Annotated in this window: 12 protein-coding genes and 1 pseudogene; 8 read left to right on the forward strand and 5 right to left on the reverse strand. The window is 59.1% G+C overall.

Annotation, left to right across the window (positions count from 1 at the left end; translation table 11 throughout):
* Positions 1-227: 227 nt before the first annotated feature.
* Both CWO89_RS28185 and CWO89_RS28190 read right to left on the reverse strand, forming a co-directional pair.
* Entirely contained in the window at positions 228-608 is a 381-nt protein-coding gene (locus tag CWO89_RS28185) for a hypothetical protein (protein ID WP_130581859.1), read from the reverse strand.
* 29 nt (positions 609-637) lie between these two features.
* Positions 638-2,221 carry a tetratricopeptide repeat protein gene (locus CWO89_RS28190; protein ID WP_130581860.1) on the reverse strand — a complete coding sequence of 528 codons (1,584 nt, stop codon included), beginning with the start codon at positions 2,219-2,221 and terminating at the stop codon, positions 638-640.
* Positions 2,222-2,510: 289 nt separating this feature from the next.
* Between CWO89_RS28190 and CWO89_RS28195 the strand changes: the two genes are divergently transcribed.
* A complete protein-coding gene (locus CWO89_RS28195) occupies positions 2,511-3,863 on the forward strand; it encodes a transposase (RefSeq protein WP_130581861.1) in 1,353 nt (450 codons plus the stop codon).
* A gap of 337 nt (positions 3,864-4,200) precedes the next feature.
* Here the strand turns inward: CWO89_RS28195 and CWO89_RS28200 are convergent, their stop codons facing one another.
* Positions 4,201-4,830, reverse strand: coding sequence for a septation protein IspZ (locus CWO89_RS28200; protein ID WP_130581862.1), 630 nt, complete (start codon positions 4,828-4,830; stop codon positions 4,201-4,203).
* 1,202 nt (positions 4,831-6,032) lie between these two features.
* Here CWO89_RS28200 and CWO89_RS28210 point away from each other — a divergent pair.
* Both CWO89_RS28210 and CWO89_RS28215 read left to right on the forward strand, forming a co-directional pair.
* The gene (locus tag CWO89_RS28210) at positions 6,033-8,483 is read left to right on the forward strand and encodes an arylsulfatase (protein WP_130581864.1); all 2,451 of its coding nucleotides are present in this window, start codon (positions 6,033-6,035) and stop codon (positions 8,481-8,483) included.
* Between the two features lie 164 nt (positions 8,484-8,647).
* A pseudogene (locus tag CWO89_RS28215) lies at positions 8,648-9,681 on the forward strand (IS110 family RNA-guided transposase).
* Between the two features lie 756 nt (positions 9,682-10,437).
* Here the strand turns inward: CWO89_RS28215 and CWO89_RS49655 are convergent.
* Entirely contained in the window at positions 10,438-10,599 is a 162-nt protein-coding gene (locus CWO89_RS49655; protein WP_245476622.1) for a hypothetical protein, read from the reverse strand.
* A 156-nt stretch (positions 10,600-10,755) separates the two neighbouring features.
* Between CWO89_RS49655 and CWO89_RS49660 the strand changes: the two genes are divergently transcribed.
* The 3 genes from CWO89_RS49660 to CWO89_RS28230 all read left to right on the forward strand — a co-directional run bounded on the left by CWO89_RS49660 (position 10,756) and on the right by CWO89_RS28230 (position 13,392).
* Positions 10,756-11,004 carry a DUF6894 family protein gene (locus CWO89_RS49660; RefSeq protein WP_130581865.1) on the forward strand — a complete coding sequence of 83 codons (249 nt, stop codon included), beginning with the start codon at positions 10,756-10,758 and terminating at the stop codon, positions 11,002-11,004.
* Positions 11,005-11,226: 222 nt separating this feature from the next.
* Positions 11,227-11,613: a response regulator gene (locus tag CWO89_RS28225; RefSeq protein WP_165421378.1), complete on the forward strand. Its 387-nt coding sequence runs from the start codon at positions 11,227-11,229 to the stop codon at positions 11,611-11,613.
* An 825-nt stretch (positions 11,614-12,438) separates the two neighbouring features.
* Positions 12,439-13,392 carry a hypothetical protein gene (locus CWO89_RS28230; RefSeq protein WP_130581867.1) on the forward strand — a complete coding sequence of 318 codons (954 nt, stop codon included), beginning with the start codon at positions 12,439-12,441 and terminating at the stop codon, positions 13,390-13,392.
* 167 nt (positions 13,393-13,559) lie between these two features.
* On the opposite strand, the gene CWO89_RS49665 is transcribed toward CWO89_RS28230, so the two are convergent.
* Positions 13,560-13,913, reverse strand: a complete 354-nt coding sequence (locus tag CWO89_RS49665) for a DUF4760 domain-containing protein (RefSeq protein ID WP_130581870.1) — start codon at positions 13,911-13,913, stop codon at positions 13,560-13,562.
* On the opposite strand from CWO89_RS49665, the gene CWO89_RS28240 reads away from it, so the two are divergent.
* Both CWO89_RS28240 and CWO89_RS28245 read left to right on the forward strand, forming a co-directional pair.
* Positions 13,885-14,250 (forward strand): hypothetical protein, encoded by a 366-nt coding sequence (locus CWO89_RS28240; RefSeq protein ID WP_130581868.1) that lies wholly within the window; start codon positions 13,885-13,887, stop codon positions 14,248-14,250. The genes CWO89_RS49665 and CWO89_RS28240 overlap by 29 nt on opposite strands.
* 103 nt (positions 14,251-14,353) lie before the next feature.
* Complete coding sequence (locus CWO89_RS28245; protein ID WP_130581869.1) at positions 14,354-14,926, forward strand: hypothetical protein; 573 nt, start codon at positions 14,354-14,356, stop codon at positions 14,924-14,926.
* Positions 14,927-15,388 lie beyond the last annotated feature (462 nt).

The following is a 15,388-nucleotide window of genomic DNA, read 5'->3' on the forward strand; positions in this document are numbered from 1 at the left end:
TAGCGGAAGTCGCAGCCCTCGCAACATGTAACGCTGCCATTCGCCATATGGACGAGAACTGCGCGAGAGCGCCGTTAAACGCGGCCGGTGCTGTCATCCGCTCGGCGAGAGCTGCGCTGCGATTGTTTGCGACGGGCGGCAAACTGACGTACCAACGTCAGTGCATGTCCGGCTGATGCGGCAGCACTCGGCGCTTGTTATCCAGGAGTATGTTTCTTGGCAGGCAATTATCTCAGCCACAGCTTGAGGGGAACCGCCTGACGATCGGGGCATTTCATGGTGCCCGTGTAGGAGTCTGACAGCCGTCCACTGTAGGTGCATTCGACGCCGGGAAGCGAGAATGTCGCGTTCAATTGGGATGATGAGGCCGATACCTGAAAACGCATTTCACCGGTCTTCTCCTCCGGACCATCCTGAGTGCACACCCCGATGTGCTTCATCGTTAATGGCCCGGAGTATTCCTTTATAGGGCCGGAAGCCGTTTCCGTGACCGTGGCGGTCAACTCCCACTCGCCCAAATAGCCGGAATATCCGACGACCTGAAGCGATTGAGCGCTGGCCGGGCTCGCAAGGATGCCCAGAACGATCGGCAGAAAGACTGCTCTCATGCTGTGCTCCCATGTCTGTCGCCGGCTTCTCAGCGCTTCGTCAGGAACGCACGCGCCTCGGCGAGCTCGGTCCGGGTGTTATCGGCGGCATCGGCGATCGCGACGACCTGGCCGTAGTACTCGCGAGCCTTGACGGACTGACCGGACTTTTCCGCGGCCTTGGCCGCGCCCACATAGGCGCCGAGCCGGTTTGGCTCCTTCCTCAGCGTGGCCTCAAAGGCGGCAAGTGCTTCATTGGCATTGCTGCTCTCGAGCAGCATGACTCCGTAGAGTTCGCGCGCCGGTCTGAGCGCTCCCGGCGTCACTGGATGCTTCTCGGTCTTGTCCTCGGCATCTGCTGCGGCACTCATCGCCTTCAGCGCATCGTCGCGGCTGCCTTCGGCGTAGAGCAGCCAGGCGGTGGCGACCTGCTGCTGAATGTCGACTTGTTGCGACCAATATGCGTCCTTAGCATCGCGCAACTTGTCGCGCAGTTCGGCGAGCTTTGCGATGTCAGCCTTGGCGGCGTCAGGATTGCCCGAGCGGGCTGCGCCTAGCGCTCGCGCGAAATGGGTGATCGCCTGCACGTGAGCCAGCGGACTGGGGCGGACCTGAAGCGCCGCCGCAGCCTTCCAATCGCCGCGCTCCACTGCGTAGCGTGCCGGCGAAGCGGCCAGCGCGTATGGCCCGGCGATGAAAGTCTCGGTAAAGCCGGTGACCGCGTTCATCTCGTCGATAATGGCTACGGCCTTTTCATCCTGTCCGAGTTGTAGATAGGCGTAGACCAGGTAATCCATGGCGTGCAGCTGATCGTGGCCCTCATTGTCCGCGCTGGCGACACGCGATGATTCCGCGTTTGAAGCAATCGACTCCTTCCAGTGGCCGACGCGCGTAAAGATGTGTGATGGCATGTGCTGGGCATGTGCTGACGCTGGCGCGACCTTGGCGTAGCGTCGGGCGGCATCAAGGCCTTTCTCGGCGATTGGCGGATAGTCGTAAAGGTGAATCAAGTAATGCGCAACGCCAGGATGTTGCGGCTGGCGCAGTGCGATCGGCTCCAGGATTGCCGCGCCCTTGAGCTGGTTGGCGTAGGTTTTGTCGGCCGGCGAAGCCGAGGTGTTGAGGGCGAGCGCATAGTAGATCTGCGCTTCGTCATCACTGGGGTAGCGCTGTGCTAATTGCTCCATGGCCTGGGCGTAAGCTTGCATGCGCGTACGGTGATCGACCTTGTCGTAGTCGGCGTACATGACGCTTAGCGCATCGAGGTAGTCGCGTTCGCGCTGGGTCTTGGCGCCGACACTCTTTCCCTTGGCGATTATAGCCGCGCCCTCGGCGAGGTTCTTCGCAGGCGTCGGCACATGAGGATTCAACAACAGGCTGAGCGCGATGCCCCAATAGGCAATGCCGCATTCGGGATCGGCCGTCAGCGCATCTTCGAAAACCTTTTGCGAGGCGCGGTACCAGAACGAGTGCTGGTATAGCATCCCGCGGTCGAAAAGTTTCTGCGCCTCCGGTTTGCACGATGTTTCGAAATTCACCGTACCGAGCTTCTCATCCGATTGTCCCAATGCGGGTTGCGCGAGCGAAAGTCCTGCCGTCGCTATAGCGGCTACTGCGAATAATTTGCTTTTCATGATTCAGCTCCATGGCAGCATTCGAATTCCAACAGAGCGCATTGAGAGGTTATGCCGATTTCGTGAGACCAGCTACGCTTTTCACTTAGTAACTCTCCAGGCCCACTTGGACTTCAAGGCACGTCAGCGATACTTACGCTTGTTGTGGCTCCGAAGCCGAGATGATCAAAGCCGATATGACACCTCCGCCGCGCCACGTCTGAAGGTGGCCGATTTTGTTGAAAAAGGCGGTTGTTGCGACTCAGAGATAGCAGTGATTCAGTCTGCTTAGTTAGCAGGACTGAAGATCATGATGGGGCACCGGCAAGTCGAACAGCCTGAGTTGTTCTATGAATTCTCGCTCGAGAAGCATGTTCCCGCCGACCACCTGCTACGGTCGATCGACAGGTTTATCGATCTCGAAGAGGTCCGGCGGGGCCTGGCGCCTTTCTACAGTAGCATCGGTCGGCCTTCGATCGATCCGGAGCTAATGATCCGGATGCTCCTGATCGGTTACTGCTTCGGCATCAGATCGGAGCGGCGCCTGTGCGATGAGGTCCACCTCAATTTGGCCTACCGGTGGTTCTGTCGACTCGGTCTGGACGGTGCGGTGCCGGATCACTCGACTTTTTCCAAGAACAGGCATGGTCGCTTCCGAGAGAGCGATCTCTTCCGTCGAGTGTTCGAGAGTGTCTTGGGCCGCTGCCTCGAGGAGCGACTGGTCGGTGGTGAAGGATTTGCCGTCGATGCGAGCCTGATCAAGGCCGATGCCAATCGGCAGAAGGGGATCGAAGGCGACAAGGGACTTCCACCGGAGGCTGCTGGCCGAGCGATCAATGAGTATCTGGCCGTCCTCGACGATGCCGCTTTCGGAGCCGCGACCGAGGTCACGCCGAAGTTCGTGTCGCCCTCCGACCCAGCGGCGCGCTGGACGGGAGCGCACGGCGGCCAAGCCTTCTTTGCCTACTCGACGAACTACCTGGTCGACGTCGAGAACGCGATCATCGTCGATGTGGAGGCAACCACGGCAATCCGGCAGGCGGAGGTGTTGGCCGCCAAGCGCATGATTGAGCGCTCGCTCGAACGGTTCGATCTCTATCCGAACCGGCTCCTCGGCGACAGCGGCTATGGCTCGGCCGAGATGCTCGGCTGGTTGGTCTACGAGCACGGGATCGAACCGCACATCACCGTCTTTGACAAGTCGGCCCGCACGGACGGGATCTTCTCGCGCGAGCACTTCACCTACGACCACGCAGGCGACGTGTATCGCTGTCCTGGCGACAAGGTCCTCACCACGACCGGAGCGCTGGTGAACGACGGTGCCACGACGCTTTACATGGCCAGCAAGCGTGATTGCGATCGATGCGCATTGAAAAGCCGCTGTTGCCCCAAGCAGCCTTCACGGAGGGTACCGCGCTCAATCTATGAGGGCGCTCGCGATATGGCTCGCCAGATCGCAAGCTCGTGGGAGGGCCGTACCTCGCGCCGGCTTCGCAAGAAGATCGAGATGCTGTTCGCGCACCTCAAGCGCATTCTCAAACTCGACCGTTTGCGCTTACGAGGCCCAAACGGCGCGCGCGACGAGTTCACCCTCGCAGCCACCGCTCAGAACCTTCGCAAGATGGCCAAGCTGATCCCGATGCAAACCCTCAAGCCCGCATAAGAGGCTAGTACAGCCGTTCGGCCCGATCGGCACTGGCGCCAATACATCCGACTACTGCTGCCTTTTTCAACGAAATCGGCCCCAAACAGAACAACGCTTAAACCGTTATCATGTCGGCTGTCAGTGGCAGACCGGACGCCGGTCCGTGCTCGCCTCCACCGCCGCTTGTGACCCTGGCTGTGTAAAAACGCGAAAGATCGAAACGCGATGAGAATTACATTCTTCAGTCCGCTCTTAAAATTGAGTGCGCTTGCGAGTTTAAGCGCTAACAGAGTCTTGGACGAACAACTTCTTCTATCCCCACAAGCGTCTTGGCCGTTTTCACACAGCCAAGACCCTAAGCCGACTTGACCGGCAACCATGGCTCGATAGGCACCCCGGTCGCAGCGAGCAGAACCTCACGTTTATCAGCAGGCATAGCGCGGATGCGCCGGATAGTCGTGAGCCGGATTGCAAGAAAGCCGCCGACAAAGATGGCTACCTTGCTAATGAGGCCGAAGATCGGCATGATCATCGCCCACGTCTGTACAGTGCATGCGATAGCCACCAATGCGTTGACGGCGGCGGACATGAACATCAGAGCGGCCCAAGAGTAACCTACGACGATAGCGACATCAGAGGAGACCGCCTTCGCAACAGCAGGTAGATAGCGAACCATCCAGCCCGCCTTGAGCATTACAATTCCTACAATCACGTAAATCACACTTGGCTTGAACAGCACGAAGCGCGGGTCATCCGTGACGATGGTCGCCGAACCCGCAGCGACGACAAGAAATAGGCTCAGCCACTCCATACTGTGGACAGGCCTTTGTCGAATGATCTGAATTACTATCTGGATTACGCCCAGAGCCGAGCCCAAGACAACGGACAAAGCCATATTCTGCGTCAAGAGATACAGCACAAGAAAGAAAATCGTAGAGGCAAGGTCGAGGAGAAGGAATTTGGCGGCTCTGAAAAAATCTCCCATCAGATCGCTCCTCCATTGGTTCGACTTTCTTCTGATACAATCAAAGGTTAGTTCTCGTCAAACTGGGCTATTGAGTAGGTTGTCAGCTAGTGGCCCGAATGCGAAGTCCGCGCGGGATCGGAAATCGTCTGCTTATCGGGGTAGATCGGAAGTGACTGGTCGACCTTCCAATCGGCGCTTTTGACCCATACCAGACTATCTGTCGGTACTGCCTCGTTAAGAATCTTGGACGTCCGACGCCTTGACCACTGTCGCGTTCACGACATGCGTTCCATCTAGCTCACGCACAATCCGTTCGTCTGAATGAACGATGCCGAGATTGAACTCGCGATTGGAAGTAACGAGCGTCATTTTGCTTCCGACGATCACCAAAACTGTCACATCGTTCGCTTCCCCGGCCTCAGCCCATTTGCTTATTTGCGTACGAAGTGGCTCTTTATGCCAAGCATCTGGAGACCCAGGGTCGCATCGAATCTCTAGGCCATCCTCCGAATTTGTTAGGACAATTTTAGACTTGTTGGGTTTCCAGTGCAGCCCCAATCTCTCATCGATCAACCAGAGACAATTAAAAGTCCGACACTCCGCTGGCCGCTCGGCGTAACGATTACAGCCGCTTCCAATGTTGCAGTGCTGGCACCAAGACCCTGCTGGCTTCCCCAGTTCTTCGATTGCCATTATTTTGCAACAGAGGGTGCAGTCTCCGCATGCTCTCTGAGAGGCCGACGCCGCGGTCATGGCAGTCTCTATTCTCTCTGTCTTAACCAGAATGTCTAGCGATAGCACGGACGGATCATAGCTGCGAAGATCGGCTATTGGCTCCAAACAGAACAACGCTTAAACTGTTATCATGTCGGCTGTCAGTGGCAGACCGGACGCCGGTTCGTGCTCGCCTCCACCGCCGCTTGTGACCCTGGCTGTGCAAAAACGCGAAATATCGAAACGCGACGAGAATTACATTCTTCAGCTCGTTCTTTAAGTTCAGTGCCGTTGCGAGTTGGACGCATAGGAGGCTCTTGGACGAATAACTTGTTCTATGACGCATCAAGTGCTGAGCGTTTTCACACAGCCAAGACCCAAAGCGGGCATTCCGAGCATCTGACATGATTGGACTTTGCTTTTCGAAAGCGTAAGCTTGGGTAACTCTCGTTCCGTCAATGACCTGAAATCTTCGAGATGCAGTCGAGGAGAGCGAGGAGCCAGTCATGCGCAATCGAGTGACACTGTCAGCGGTAGCCGCTGTTGGCCTGGGCATCGCGGCGGCGACCGCACAAAGCCCGCTCCCCCCGGATGTGAAGACAAAAAACCCCGAGCCGGCTGGGCTCGGCGGCTACCCTGTGCTGCCCCCGCCGGAGGCGCCCTTCCTGGGCACCATCGGCCGAACAGCCAAGGACTCGACCCCCGACTTTCCCAAGGAAGTGAAGGCCCCGAAAGGTGCTCCGAACATCTTGCTCATCCTGACCGATGACGTCGGCTTTGGCGCCAGCAGCACGTTTGGCGGGCCGATACCGACCCCGACGCTCGATCGCCTGGCCACAAACGGGCTGCGCTACAACCAGTTCCACACCACTGCCGTTTGTTCGCCCACGCGTACCGCGCTGCTCACGGGGCGCAATCCACACACCTGTTCGACGGGCATCGTCATGGAGCTGGCCACCGGCTATCCAGGCTACGACAGCCTGATGCCCAAGAGCTGCGGGACGTTCGCCGAGGTCCTCAAGCAGAACGGCTGGAACACCGCCTGGTACGGCAAGAACCACAACGTTCCCGACTGGCACAACAGCCAGGCCGGGCCGTTCGACCTGTGGCCTACCGGCTTGGGCTTCGAGTATTTCTACGGCTTCTTCGGTGGGGACACCAACCAGTATTCGCCCGCTCTCTACGAGAACATCAAACCCATCGAGCCACCGCACGATCAAAAGGACTACTTCTTTGAAAAGGACCTGGCCGACCACTTCATCGACCGTCTCCGCACGCTACGGGCGGTCGCTCCGGAGAAACCCTGGGTAGCCTATTACGCCCCTGGCACCGCTCACGCCCCGCTCCATGCTCCCAAAGATTGGATCGCCAAGTTCAAAGGGAAGTTCGATGAGGGCTGGGACAAGCAGCGCGAGATCATCCTCGAGAACCAAAAGAGGCTGGGCATCGTCCCGGCGGACACCCAGCTCACGCCGCGGCCGGCGGCCATCCCCGCCTGGGACTCCTTCGATGCCGACCACCAGAAGGTCTTCGCCCACATGATGGAGGTTTACGCGGCCGCCCTTTCGTACGTTGATTACCAGGTCGGTCGCGTCCTCGACGCGATTGAACAGTCGGGTGACCTGGACAACACGCTGGCCATTTACATACAGGGCGATAATGGTGCCAGCGCCGAGGGGACCCCGCAGGGCCTGCTCAACGAGCTGACAATCCTGAACGGCATCCCCGAGGACTTCAAGGAGGTGCAGCGTCGAATGGACGAGTTGGGCGGCCCGATGGCGAACAACCACTACCCGGTCGGCTGGGCGCATGCAATGGACACGCCCTTCCAGTGGACCAAGCAGATCGCCAGCCACTTCGGCGGCACACGCAACGACCTCGTCATCTCCTGGCCGGCGCGCATTAAAGACAAGGGAGGTATCCGCTCGCAATTCTCCTCTGTGATCGATATCGCTCCCACCATCCTGGAGGCCGCCGGTATCCAATTTCCGTCCAGCATCAACGGCGTGGCCCAAAAGCCGGTCGAAGGCGGAAGCCTGGTTTACACGTTCGCCGACGCCAAGGCCGCCTCACGCCACAAGACGCAGTATTTTGAAGTGCTCGGCTTCCGCGGCATTTACCATGAAGGGTGGATGGCAAGCACTACACCGCCGATAGCTCCCTGGAACATGACGGGCAAGCTGCCTCCCGTCGATGAGTACAAATGGGAACTCTACCAACTGACCGACGACTTCTCGCAGGCGAAGGACCTCGCCGCAGAGAATCCGGCCAAGCTCCTGGAACTCAAGGAGCTTTTTTGGGGCGAGGCCGGCCGTTACAACGTGATGCCTCTGGACAACAGCCGCATCGAGCGCTTCGACGTGTCGATCCGTCCCAGCCTGATCAGCGGACGCAACGTCTTTACATATTATCCCGGCGTCATCCGCATCCCGGAAGGCAGTGCGCCGGACCTGAAGAACAAATCCTTCGAAATCCGTGCGGAGGTTGAAATTCCGGAGGCGGGAGCCGACGGCGTGCTACTCACGCAGGGCGGACGCTTCGGCGGCTACGGGCTTTACCTGCTGAACGGCAAGCTCGTCTATCACTACAACCTCGCGGGGATAGCCCGCTACAACGTTGTCTCGAAGGAGAAAGTACCGGCCGGCAAGCACACCTTGACCGCCAACTTCAACTACGACGGCGGCCTCGGCAAAGGCGGCGCTATCGTGCTGTCGGTGGACGGCAAGGCGGTGGCCGAGGGCCGGGTCGAACGCACGCTGCCAATGCGCGTCTCACTGGACGAGACCTTCGACGTCGGGGAAGACGCGGGCACGCCAGTTAGCGAGGACTACCAGGTGCCCTTCAAATTCACGGGGACACTAAATAAGGTCGTCGTCACCATCGGCGAGTCCAAGCTCAGCGCCGAGGACCAGAAGGCCTATGACGAGGCCCAGACCGAATTTGCGCTGCAAGAGTAGGCGGACGGTTCGCAGTCGCTCCGCGCGCGACAATGGGGAGTAACGATCCCAATTGCTCCACTGCATGAGTCCGCTTCTGATGCTGTGGACGGCTCCTCCATCCGGCACGCGAGTGCCATGGATTTGGGAGCTGCTAGGGCTCCCACGATCTGGAGGAGCTATCCATGCAAACGATCACGACAATCGGACTGGACATCGCTAAGTCGGTTTTTCAGGTTCACGGGGTTGATGCTGGCGGTCAGGGGGTGATCCGCCGTCAGTTGAGGCGTCAGCACGTGCTGGCGTTCTTTGAGAGGTTGCCGCCATGCCTGGTTGGAATTGAGGCTTGCGCGTCATCCCACTATTGGTCCCGCGAGCTCCAGGCGTTGGGGCATACGGTGCGATTGATGCCTCCGGCCTATGTGAAGCCCTACGTCAAGCGGCAGAAAAACGACAGCACCGACGCGGAGGCAATTTGCGAGGCGGTCACGAGGCCCAACATGCGGTTCGTGCCGACCAAGACGGTCGAGCAACAGAGCTGTCTAATGCTTCACCGGGCGCGCCATCTCTTCATCCGCCAGCAGACTGCCGTGATCAATTCAATCCGCGCCTATCTGGCCGAGTTCGGGATTGTCGCCCCTGTCGGGCGCAGGGGCGTCGAGCAACTGCTGGAAGTCGTTGCCGATAGAGCCGACGACCGGCTCCCCGAGGTAGCCCGTGCCTGTCTTGCTGCTCTCGGCAGTCAATTGCGCGCACTGAAGGCCCAAATCCTGGAGTTCGACCGACGCATCATCGCCTGGCATCGATCAAGCGTGACGAGCAAACGGCTGGACGCGATCCCCGGCATCGGGCCGGCGCTGGCAACCGCTTTGGTCGCCAGCATTGCGGATCCCAAAGCCTTCCGATCGGGACGAGACTTCTCGGCCTGGGTTGGGCTAGTGCCGAAGCAGAACTCGAGCGGAGGCAAGGACAAGCTTGGCAATATCAGCAAACAAGGTGATCGCTATTTGCGCAGCCTGTTCACGGCTGGTGCGCTCGCCGTGATCCGCTACGCCAAGATCCATGGCACCGGCCATCGGCCCTGGCTTACGGGACAGTTGGCGCGCGGCGACCGACCAAGGTCGCCGCCATCGCGCTCGCCAACAAGCTCGCCAGGATGGCCTGGGCGATGATGGCCAGGAACGAAGGCTACAAGGAACCGGTCGCGCTCACGGCGTAAACGAGATCGCGCCGAACACCCCGGCGTGACGTAACGGTTGGGAGGACGAACAGCACGTAATGCAGTGCCGGTCGATCCGGCGATCAGGACAACCCTCTTGGGCCATAGCATCTTTGAATGCGTACTTTTGATCGGGACCTGATCTGCGGAAGGCATTATGGCCAGCGGTCATGGGTACCGCACTCAAAGGCCGAACACATGGCTGCTCCGACCAATGCTGCAGCGTGAAGATTCCCCTTGCCAACCCGGAGCCAACTCGGACCTCTTGTGAGGTCCGCTATCGCGTCGCTATCAGAGGTATAGCGGACCTTATACGCGCGCTGATCTGCGGCGCGGAGTTTGTGAGTACACGCCATAGACCATTAAAGCCGCCGAAGGTCATCCTCGGTTAGCGTCAGTTCCGGAAGGCCCGATAGCTCTCTGCCATGAGCCACGCTGCCACGCTTCTGTATGGCCGCCGCTCGCTCCCGACCATAGGCCTCGCGGAGCAGCACTAGAAACTGCGCCCTCTCAGTCTTGGAAAGCGCCCGCCATGCCCACCATGCTCGGTCCAGATTGGTCATCGCCTGCTATCTCACGGATTTGGCAATACTAGCCGGCCGAACAAATCCGGAAACCCCAAACCGCAGATATCCTGAAATGGGGCGGTCCCGCGTACCCGCGCCGCCTCTCCCAATCGGTAGGACCCGGTGAAACCTTAAAGCAATGGCGTTCGCTCGTCCGATTGCTGCTGAGCGGCGCTCGCCTGATCCGGAACTATTCGTCGGACTGCCGCAGGTTCGCTTCCATTTCTGCAACGATGTCTTGCAAAAGACGGGTAGCGAGCGGGTCGGTGACCTCGCGCTCCATCATCCGGAAGCGCATCACCTGCTCCTCAAGTTCCTTTTGCTCATGATCAGCCAATTCGTGCTCGCTCATGGAAGTATGACGCCGGGCAAGACCGATCGTTGCGTGAACTTGCAAAATCTCTGTCGAGCTTTGTGGGCGTATTTGAGCCCCAATGTGCAAGTTATCTATCTCTGATTGTGATCCATCGAACAGGAACAGCCGCGAAGGTTCTGGATTGTCACGGCCATGCCCCGCTACTACTTCGACGTTCGAAACGATGAGACCATTGCCCTCGACGAAGAAGGCCTGGAACTCCTCGACATTGAAGCTGTCCAGGAAGAAGCTGCCCGAGCCTTCGCTGACATGGCAAGGGATGCGGTAAATCAGAGCGCCGTGAGTACCCTTGCGCAGCGCATGGCAATCGAGGTCAGAGACAACGCCGGGCCGGTCCTGCAAGTCAGCTTCACGTTCGCTGTGGACCGGCCAAAAGACTAAGCCCGCCTGTGTTTCCCTTGTTCAGTCCCGGAACGGGTCCAGTTCGGGGATGCCTGTCGCCGTTCCGGGCTCCTATAAGGGAAGCGGCCTCTACCTCGTGGAGAGGGCCGCTCCTCTGTCACGGGCGTCCATACAGACGCACATTGGCAACAGCAGCCCCGCTCGATGGTTCCTTACGAACGTGATACTATGGCTCGCATTACTGCCCGCCGGGGAAAGCACGTGGCCGAAAAGCCGATCATCTTGGTCATCGAAGGCGATAGCGAGATACAGCAGATGGTCGAGGAAGCCCTGATCGAAGGGGGCTTCGAGCCGGTCATCACGCCGTCCAGTGAAGAAGCGATCGCGCGGTTCAAAGACCGCAATGCCGGCTATCGTGCGCTTCTTATCGATATCAGTCTGAGAGGCAGAATGAGCGGTTGGGCAGCCGCGCGGCAGGCCCGAGAAATCGATCCGGCGCTACCTATCATTTACATAACTGCGGGCGCGGGCCACGAATGGGCGGTGGAAGGCGTCCCCAACAGCATCCTGTTGCAGAAACCGTTCGCTCCGGCCCAACTCATCACCGCTGTCTCGCAGCTTCTCAACACGGCATCACCGTCCGCGTAATGCGCCGCTATCGGACGCGCTCCGGCCCGTTTAACCTGTTTGCTACTCCTTCATGTTAGCAGTAATCGCGAACGTCGAACGTTCTAACCCCGCCAGCGCGATTACTGGTCTGACATTCGCCGGACATATGGAATTTCGATGCACCAAGCTCGCATCCTCGCTGCGCTCAATCAGCAGAACTGCCCCGATTGTGGGACTGATAAATTCGTAGTCGGACCACGCATCGATGTCGCGGAAAACCTAGAGTGCCGAGGCTGCGGCGCACGTTTCTACGTCACGCCGCGACGGCCAGGCGCGATAGTTGTAATGAGGCAGCGACGCCAGTAGCGAACACCGTGGTATTACGGTTCCAAAAATTAACCGCGCTTGTTTGGAGTGGCGGTTAGGATTGCTCTGCTACTCGACGGGAGGAAGGGCACGTCATGGCGTTACCCGTATGCTCTGCCTGCAATGCGGAGCGCAGGCTTACGGGCGTTGCACCCGTCAACAAAGAGTATGACATCCGCTCGTTTGAATGCCCGGTCTGCCACACCATTTTGCGGTTGGCGGTACCACGCGAGCGGCCAGCGCGGGGTAAAGGGAGGCGCGCCTGAACGCCGGCCTGCGTTGCCGTATTTGCCCCGATGGTCTTGCGGGATCGTCGGAATAGTCGGCCGCGCCAGCGAGCTATTGCACAACATCCGAACTCTGTTCGGGCCGTTCGCCCAGCTTGACGCGCTCGCAAAATCGCTACGGCTCGACGCCTGCCCATATTCGCGATCGTTATGCCGCGCGCCCCGACTCGTGCTAAAGCAAGGGCCGGTCATCCCGGATTGTCGGTCCACCATGTTGCAGTCTACGCCTGACGAGAGACAGGCCATCATCGACTATATGAACTGGCAGGCACCTGATCTAACTGTCGAGTTTTTGCAGAAAGTCTACGCCGAGAATGTTCTGAGCCATCAGCATGTCGTTTGGGATGTTCACACCAACGTCGATCGCTGGTGGGTGATCACCAATCCGACCAACCTGTACTCGCAAGAACAGTTTCCGAACATGGACTTGGCCGTTACGTTTCATGTTGGTCTTTGCTTGCGCATCCCCCGGAGCCAAAAGGCCAAGTTATCAGAACTTCCTGTCGAGCCACTTGCGGCATGTTTCCGTCACCTGACCGAAGCGTCTGATGCTCTAGTGAGCGCCCAAGCGGTCAGCGACTTCCAAGCCGTCGGCGTCCGTTGCCGTGAGGCATTGCTTGCGTTCACGAGTGCGGCGCAAGTGATCGTGCCTTGGGAGAGCGATGAAGGCAGCAAACCTAAGCAGGCTGACTTCAAAGCTTGGGCGGACTACATCTGTTCGACTTGCCTCGGGGGGCAGACCCACGAGCACCGCCGCCATCTATTCAAGACGATGCTGGACGAGTCGTGGCGCTTCTCCAACTGGCTCACCCACGCCAAGGCTTCGACGTGGCACGACGCCGAGGCCGCGACGACCACAGTTGAACATGCGCTCGACTTGGCGGCGTCCCTAGTTAACCGCCATCTCCGTGGTGTGCCCGACGCATGTCCTGCCTGCGGCTCGAACCGGCTATCTCCGCAGCGCGGATTTCACTCAAGCGCCCCCGACGCCGAATGGGAGCGACCGACATGCGACAAGTGCGGGTGGGCCGGTGAGCCGGTGCTGATCCTCGGCGATCCGGAAGCCTACGCTGCGCAGGAGGAAGATCGTCCGCCGCCCGAAGGCGAGTGCGTGATACCAAGCATCCCACTGCGGGAACTTCGCAAGCCAACGCGGAGGGATTAACGAACAATCATGAAGCTTGATGTTATGGCGACGACTGCCAGGGATTGCGAGCGTGTCACCGTCGATGACGCTGGCTTGGCCGGCAGGCGCCGCGCCGATCGACGCTGCAGTAACAGCGACGCGATTTTGATCTCTCGCCAGACCATTCGCAACAGTGCTCGGATTTCCTATGGCGGGGGAGTGAGAGGTATGGGTCCGCTCCGCAATGGCCGGCCCGTGCGCTGCCAACGAGCAAGCTCGGGATTGGTCATCCAACGATAATGAAGTTGGCGAAAGCTTCGGAAGTAACGGTCCGCGCTGTGCCTAACTCGGATGTGGTCAATCAGCTTGGCGGTGTCGCGCATTGCGTCTAAGACGAAGCCTTTCCAATAGACGTAGCAAATGCGCTCATCAAAGGTGCTGTTCTCGACGCCTACCGCCATCAATTCGAGAACATTCAGATAGCTTCGTATATGGTGATAGTCATCGGTTTTGCAGAATGCGTCGAGATCGTTGACGCTTCGCAGTACGGAGGCAGAGATCGCGACCGCGACGCGCTCGTTTCAGCGCCGTCACGTCTACGAACACAACGGCGGCGAGGTCGACGAAAAGTATCTGCGCGACAGCGGCGACACATCGGTCCGACTGAAACAGAGCATCCGGGAGACGCAGGCTGGCGTCCATGAATTCGCAAATCTCGTGCTGCCCATGGCACGGAATCTCCACCGTGGTTTCCACGACATCTACGAACCTGCCAAGGCAGCCATAGACCGATACGAGACGGAGAAGAAGCGCCTGGCCGCTCTTCAGCGGCAAAACAAGGGGGGATCCCGCGCACCTCAGGTCAACACCGCGAAGCCTCGGCTGAAAGGTGAGTAGCTGGCGTTTCTCCGGACCGAGACGTCGAACCCGAACCTCAGACGTTGACCGCCTTCACCCGATTTTCATCCAGGCTCTGATCTGTTTTCATTAGGATCCACCCATGTCGGTAACGATCGGCACGACTGCGACGAGTGAGGAGATCAAAGCCCGCTGGGCCTTCAGCGAAATCCCATCGCCGCGCTTCGGTCCGAGCTACCGCGGGCACGGTCCCTCGCATCTGCATGACCTGGCGCACGGCGGCGAGCCCTTCGAGAAAGTCCCGCCCGCAGACTGGCCTCATCTCCTCGAGATGATCTCGAAGCACGGCCGGAACGAAGGGTTCGTGAGCAACATCGACACGCTCGGGGGGGCGACATTCACCTGCACGGCCTGGCACCTGTCGGATCTGATGAACAGCCACGTTCTGCCCACCTTCGGCAACGTCTCCTACCCGGTATTCCTCACGCAGAATCCAAGCATCGTGCTGGCGGGCGGCAGCCCGAGGTTCGACAGTCACGACCCTCGCGCGGTCGCATCGTCGATCGACCCCGGCGTTCCGTTCGTGCAACGGGAGCCGTGCATTGTGATCCGCTACGGCGGCCACGACGTCCTGATCGAGGGGTATCTCCGCAGCCTCCTCTGGCTCCGCAAGAACGATCCCGCCACACCGCTGCTCGTTTGGCTACCGAACTGAGGCGGAACGGAAGTTGCTGCGGGTCAGGACGAGCCGTTCGTCAGATTGCCGACGAAGCCAGCGCACAGGACGCAGGCAAGCCGAAGACGAAAGGCGCTCGGGGGCAGACGTCCTGATCCCTGTGTGAGCCCGAGCAAACCTTCTGACACCTTTCGTTCGGGGTTAGTACCTTCGAACGACGGACTCGACAGTTCGGAGTTGTGAAAGCCTATACATACAGACTGCGACAGCGACAACTCGGAACGATCTATAAGTGGGGACCAACGACGCGGTGAGAAATTCAAAGTCGCGTGTTTGGTACGGAGCCGACTCAGGCGGAAAGGTCTTCGGCGAAGTTCGGAGCAGCGACAGCTAGTTTATAGAAGATGATCCCGATACCGCCCACCTGAATTTCACGACAGGCGTATCAGCCCATTCGGTGTGCTGACCAAACCGCAACAGAACCTTGCGTTTGGATAGGTA

The organism is Bradyrhizobium sp. Leo170 (assembly GCF_004296405.1).
In the GTDB taxonomy this organism is placed as follows: Bacteria; Pseudomonadota; Alphaproteobacteria; order Rhizobiales; family Xanthobacteraceae; genus Bradyrhizobium.

What these genes read in the sequence shown, in the direction of transcription:
- CWO89_RS28230 (WP_130581867.1), top strand. Translation starts at nt 12,439, where the DNA reads ATGTTGCAGTCTACGCCTGACGAGAGACAGGCCATCATCGACTATATG.
- CWO89_RS28185 (WP_130581859.1), bottom strand. Translation starts at nt 608, where the DNA reads ATGAGAGCAGTCTTTCTGCCGATCGTTCTGGGCATCCTTGCGAGCCCG.
- CWO89_RS28195 (WP_130581861.1), top strand. Translation starts at nt 2,511, where the DNA reads ATGATGGGGCACCGGCAAGTCGAACAGCCTGAGTTGTTCTATGAATTC.
- CWO89_RS28200 (WP_130581862.1), bottom strand. Translation starts at nt 4,830, where the DNA reads ATGGGAGATTTTTTCAGAGCCGCCAAATTCCTTCTCCTCGACCTTGCC.
- CWO89_RS28245 (WP_130581869.1), top strand. Translation starts at nt 14,354, where the DNA reads ATGTCGGTAACGATCGGCACGACTGCGACGAGTGAGGAGATCAAAGCC.
- CWO89_RS49660 (WP_130581865.1), top strand. Translation starts at nt 10,756, where the DNA reads ATGCCCCGCTACTACTTCGACGTTCGAAACGATGAGACCATTGCCCTC.
- CWO89_RS49655 (WP_245476622.1), bottom strand. Translation starts at nt 10,599, where the DNA reads ATGAGCGAGCACGAATTGGCTGATCATGAGCAAAAGGAACTTGAGGAG.
- CWO89_RS28190 (WP_130581860.1), bottom strand. Translation starts at nt 2,221, where the DNA reads ATGAAAAGCAAATTATTCGCAGTAGCCGCTATAGCGACGGCAGGACTT.
- CWO89_RS28210 (WP_130581864.1), top strand. Translation starts at nt 6,033, where the DNA reads ATGCGCAATCGAGTGACACTGTCAGCGGTAGCCGCTGTTGGCCTGGGC.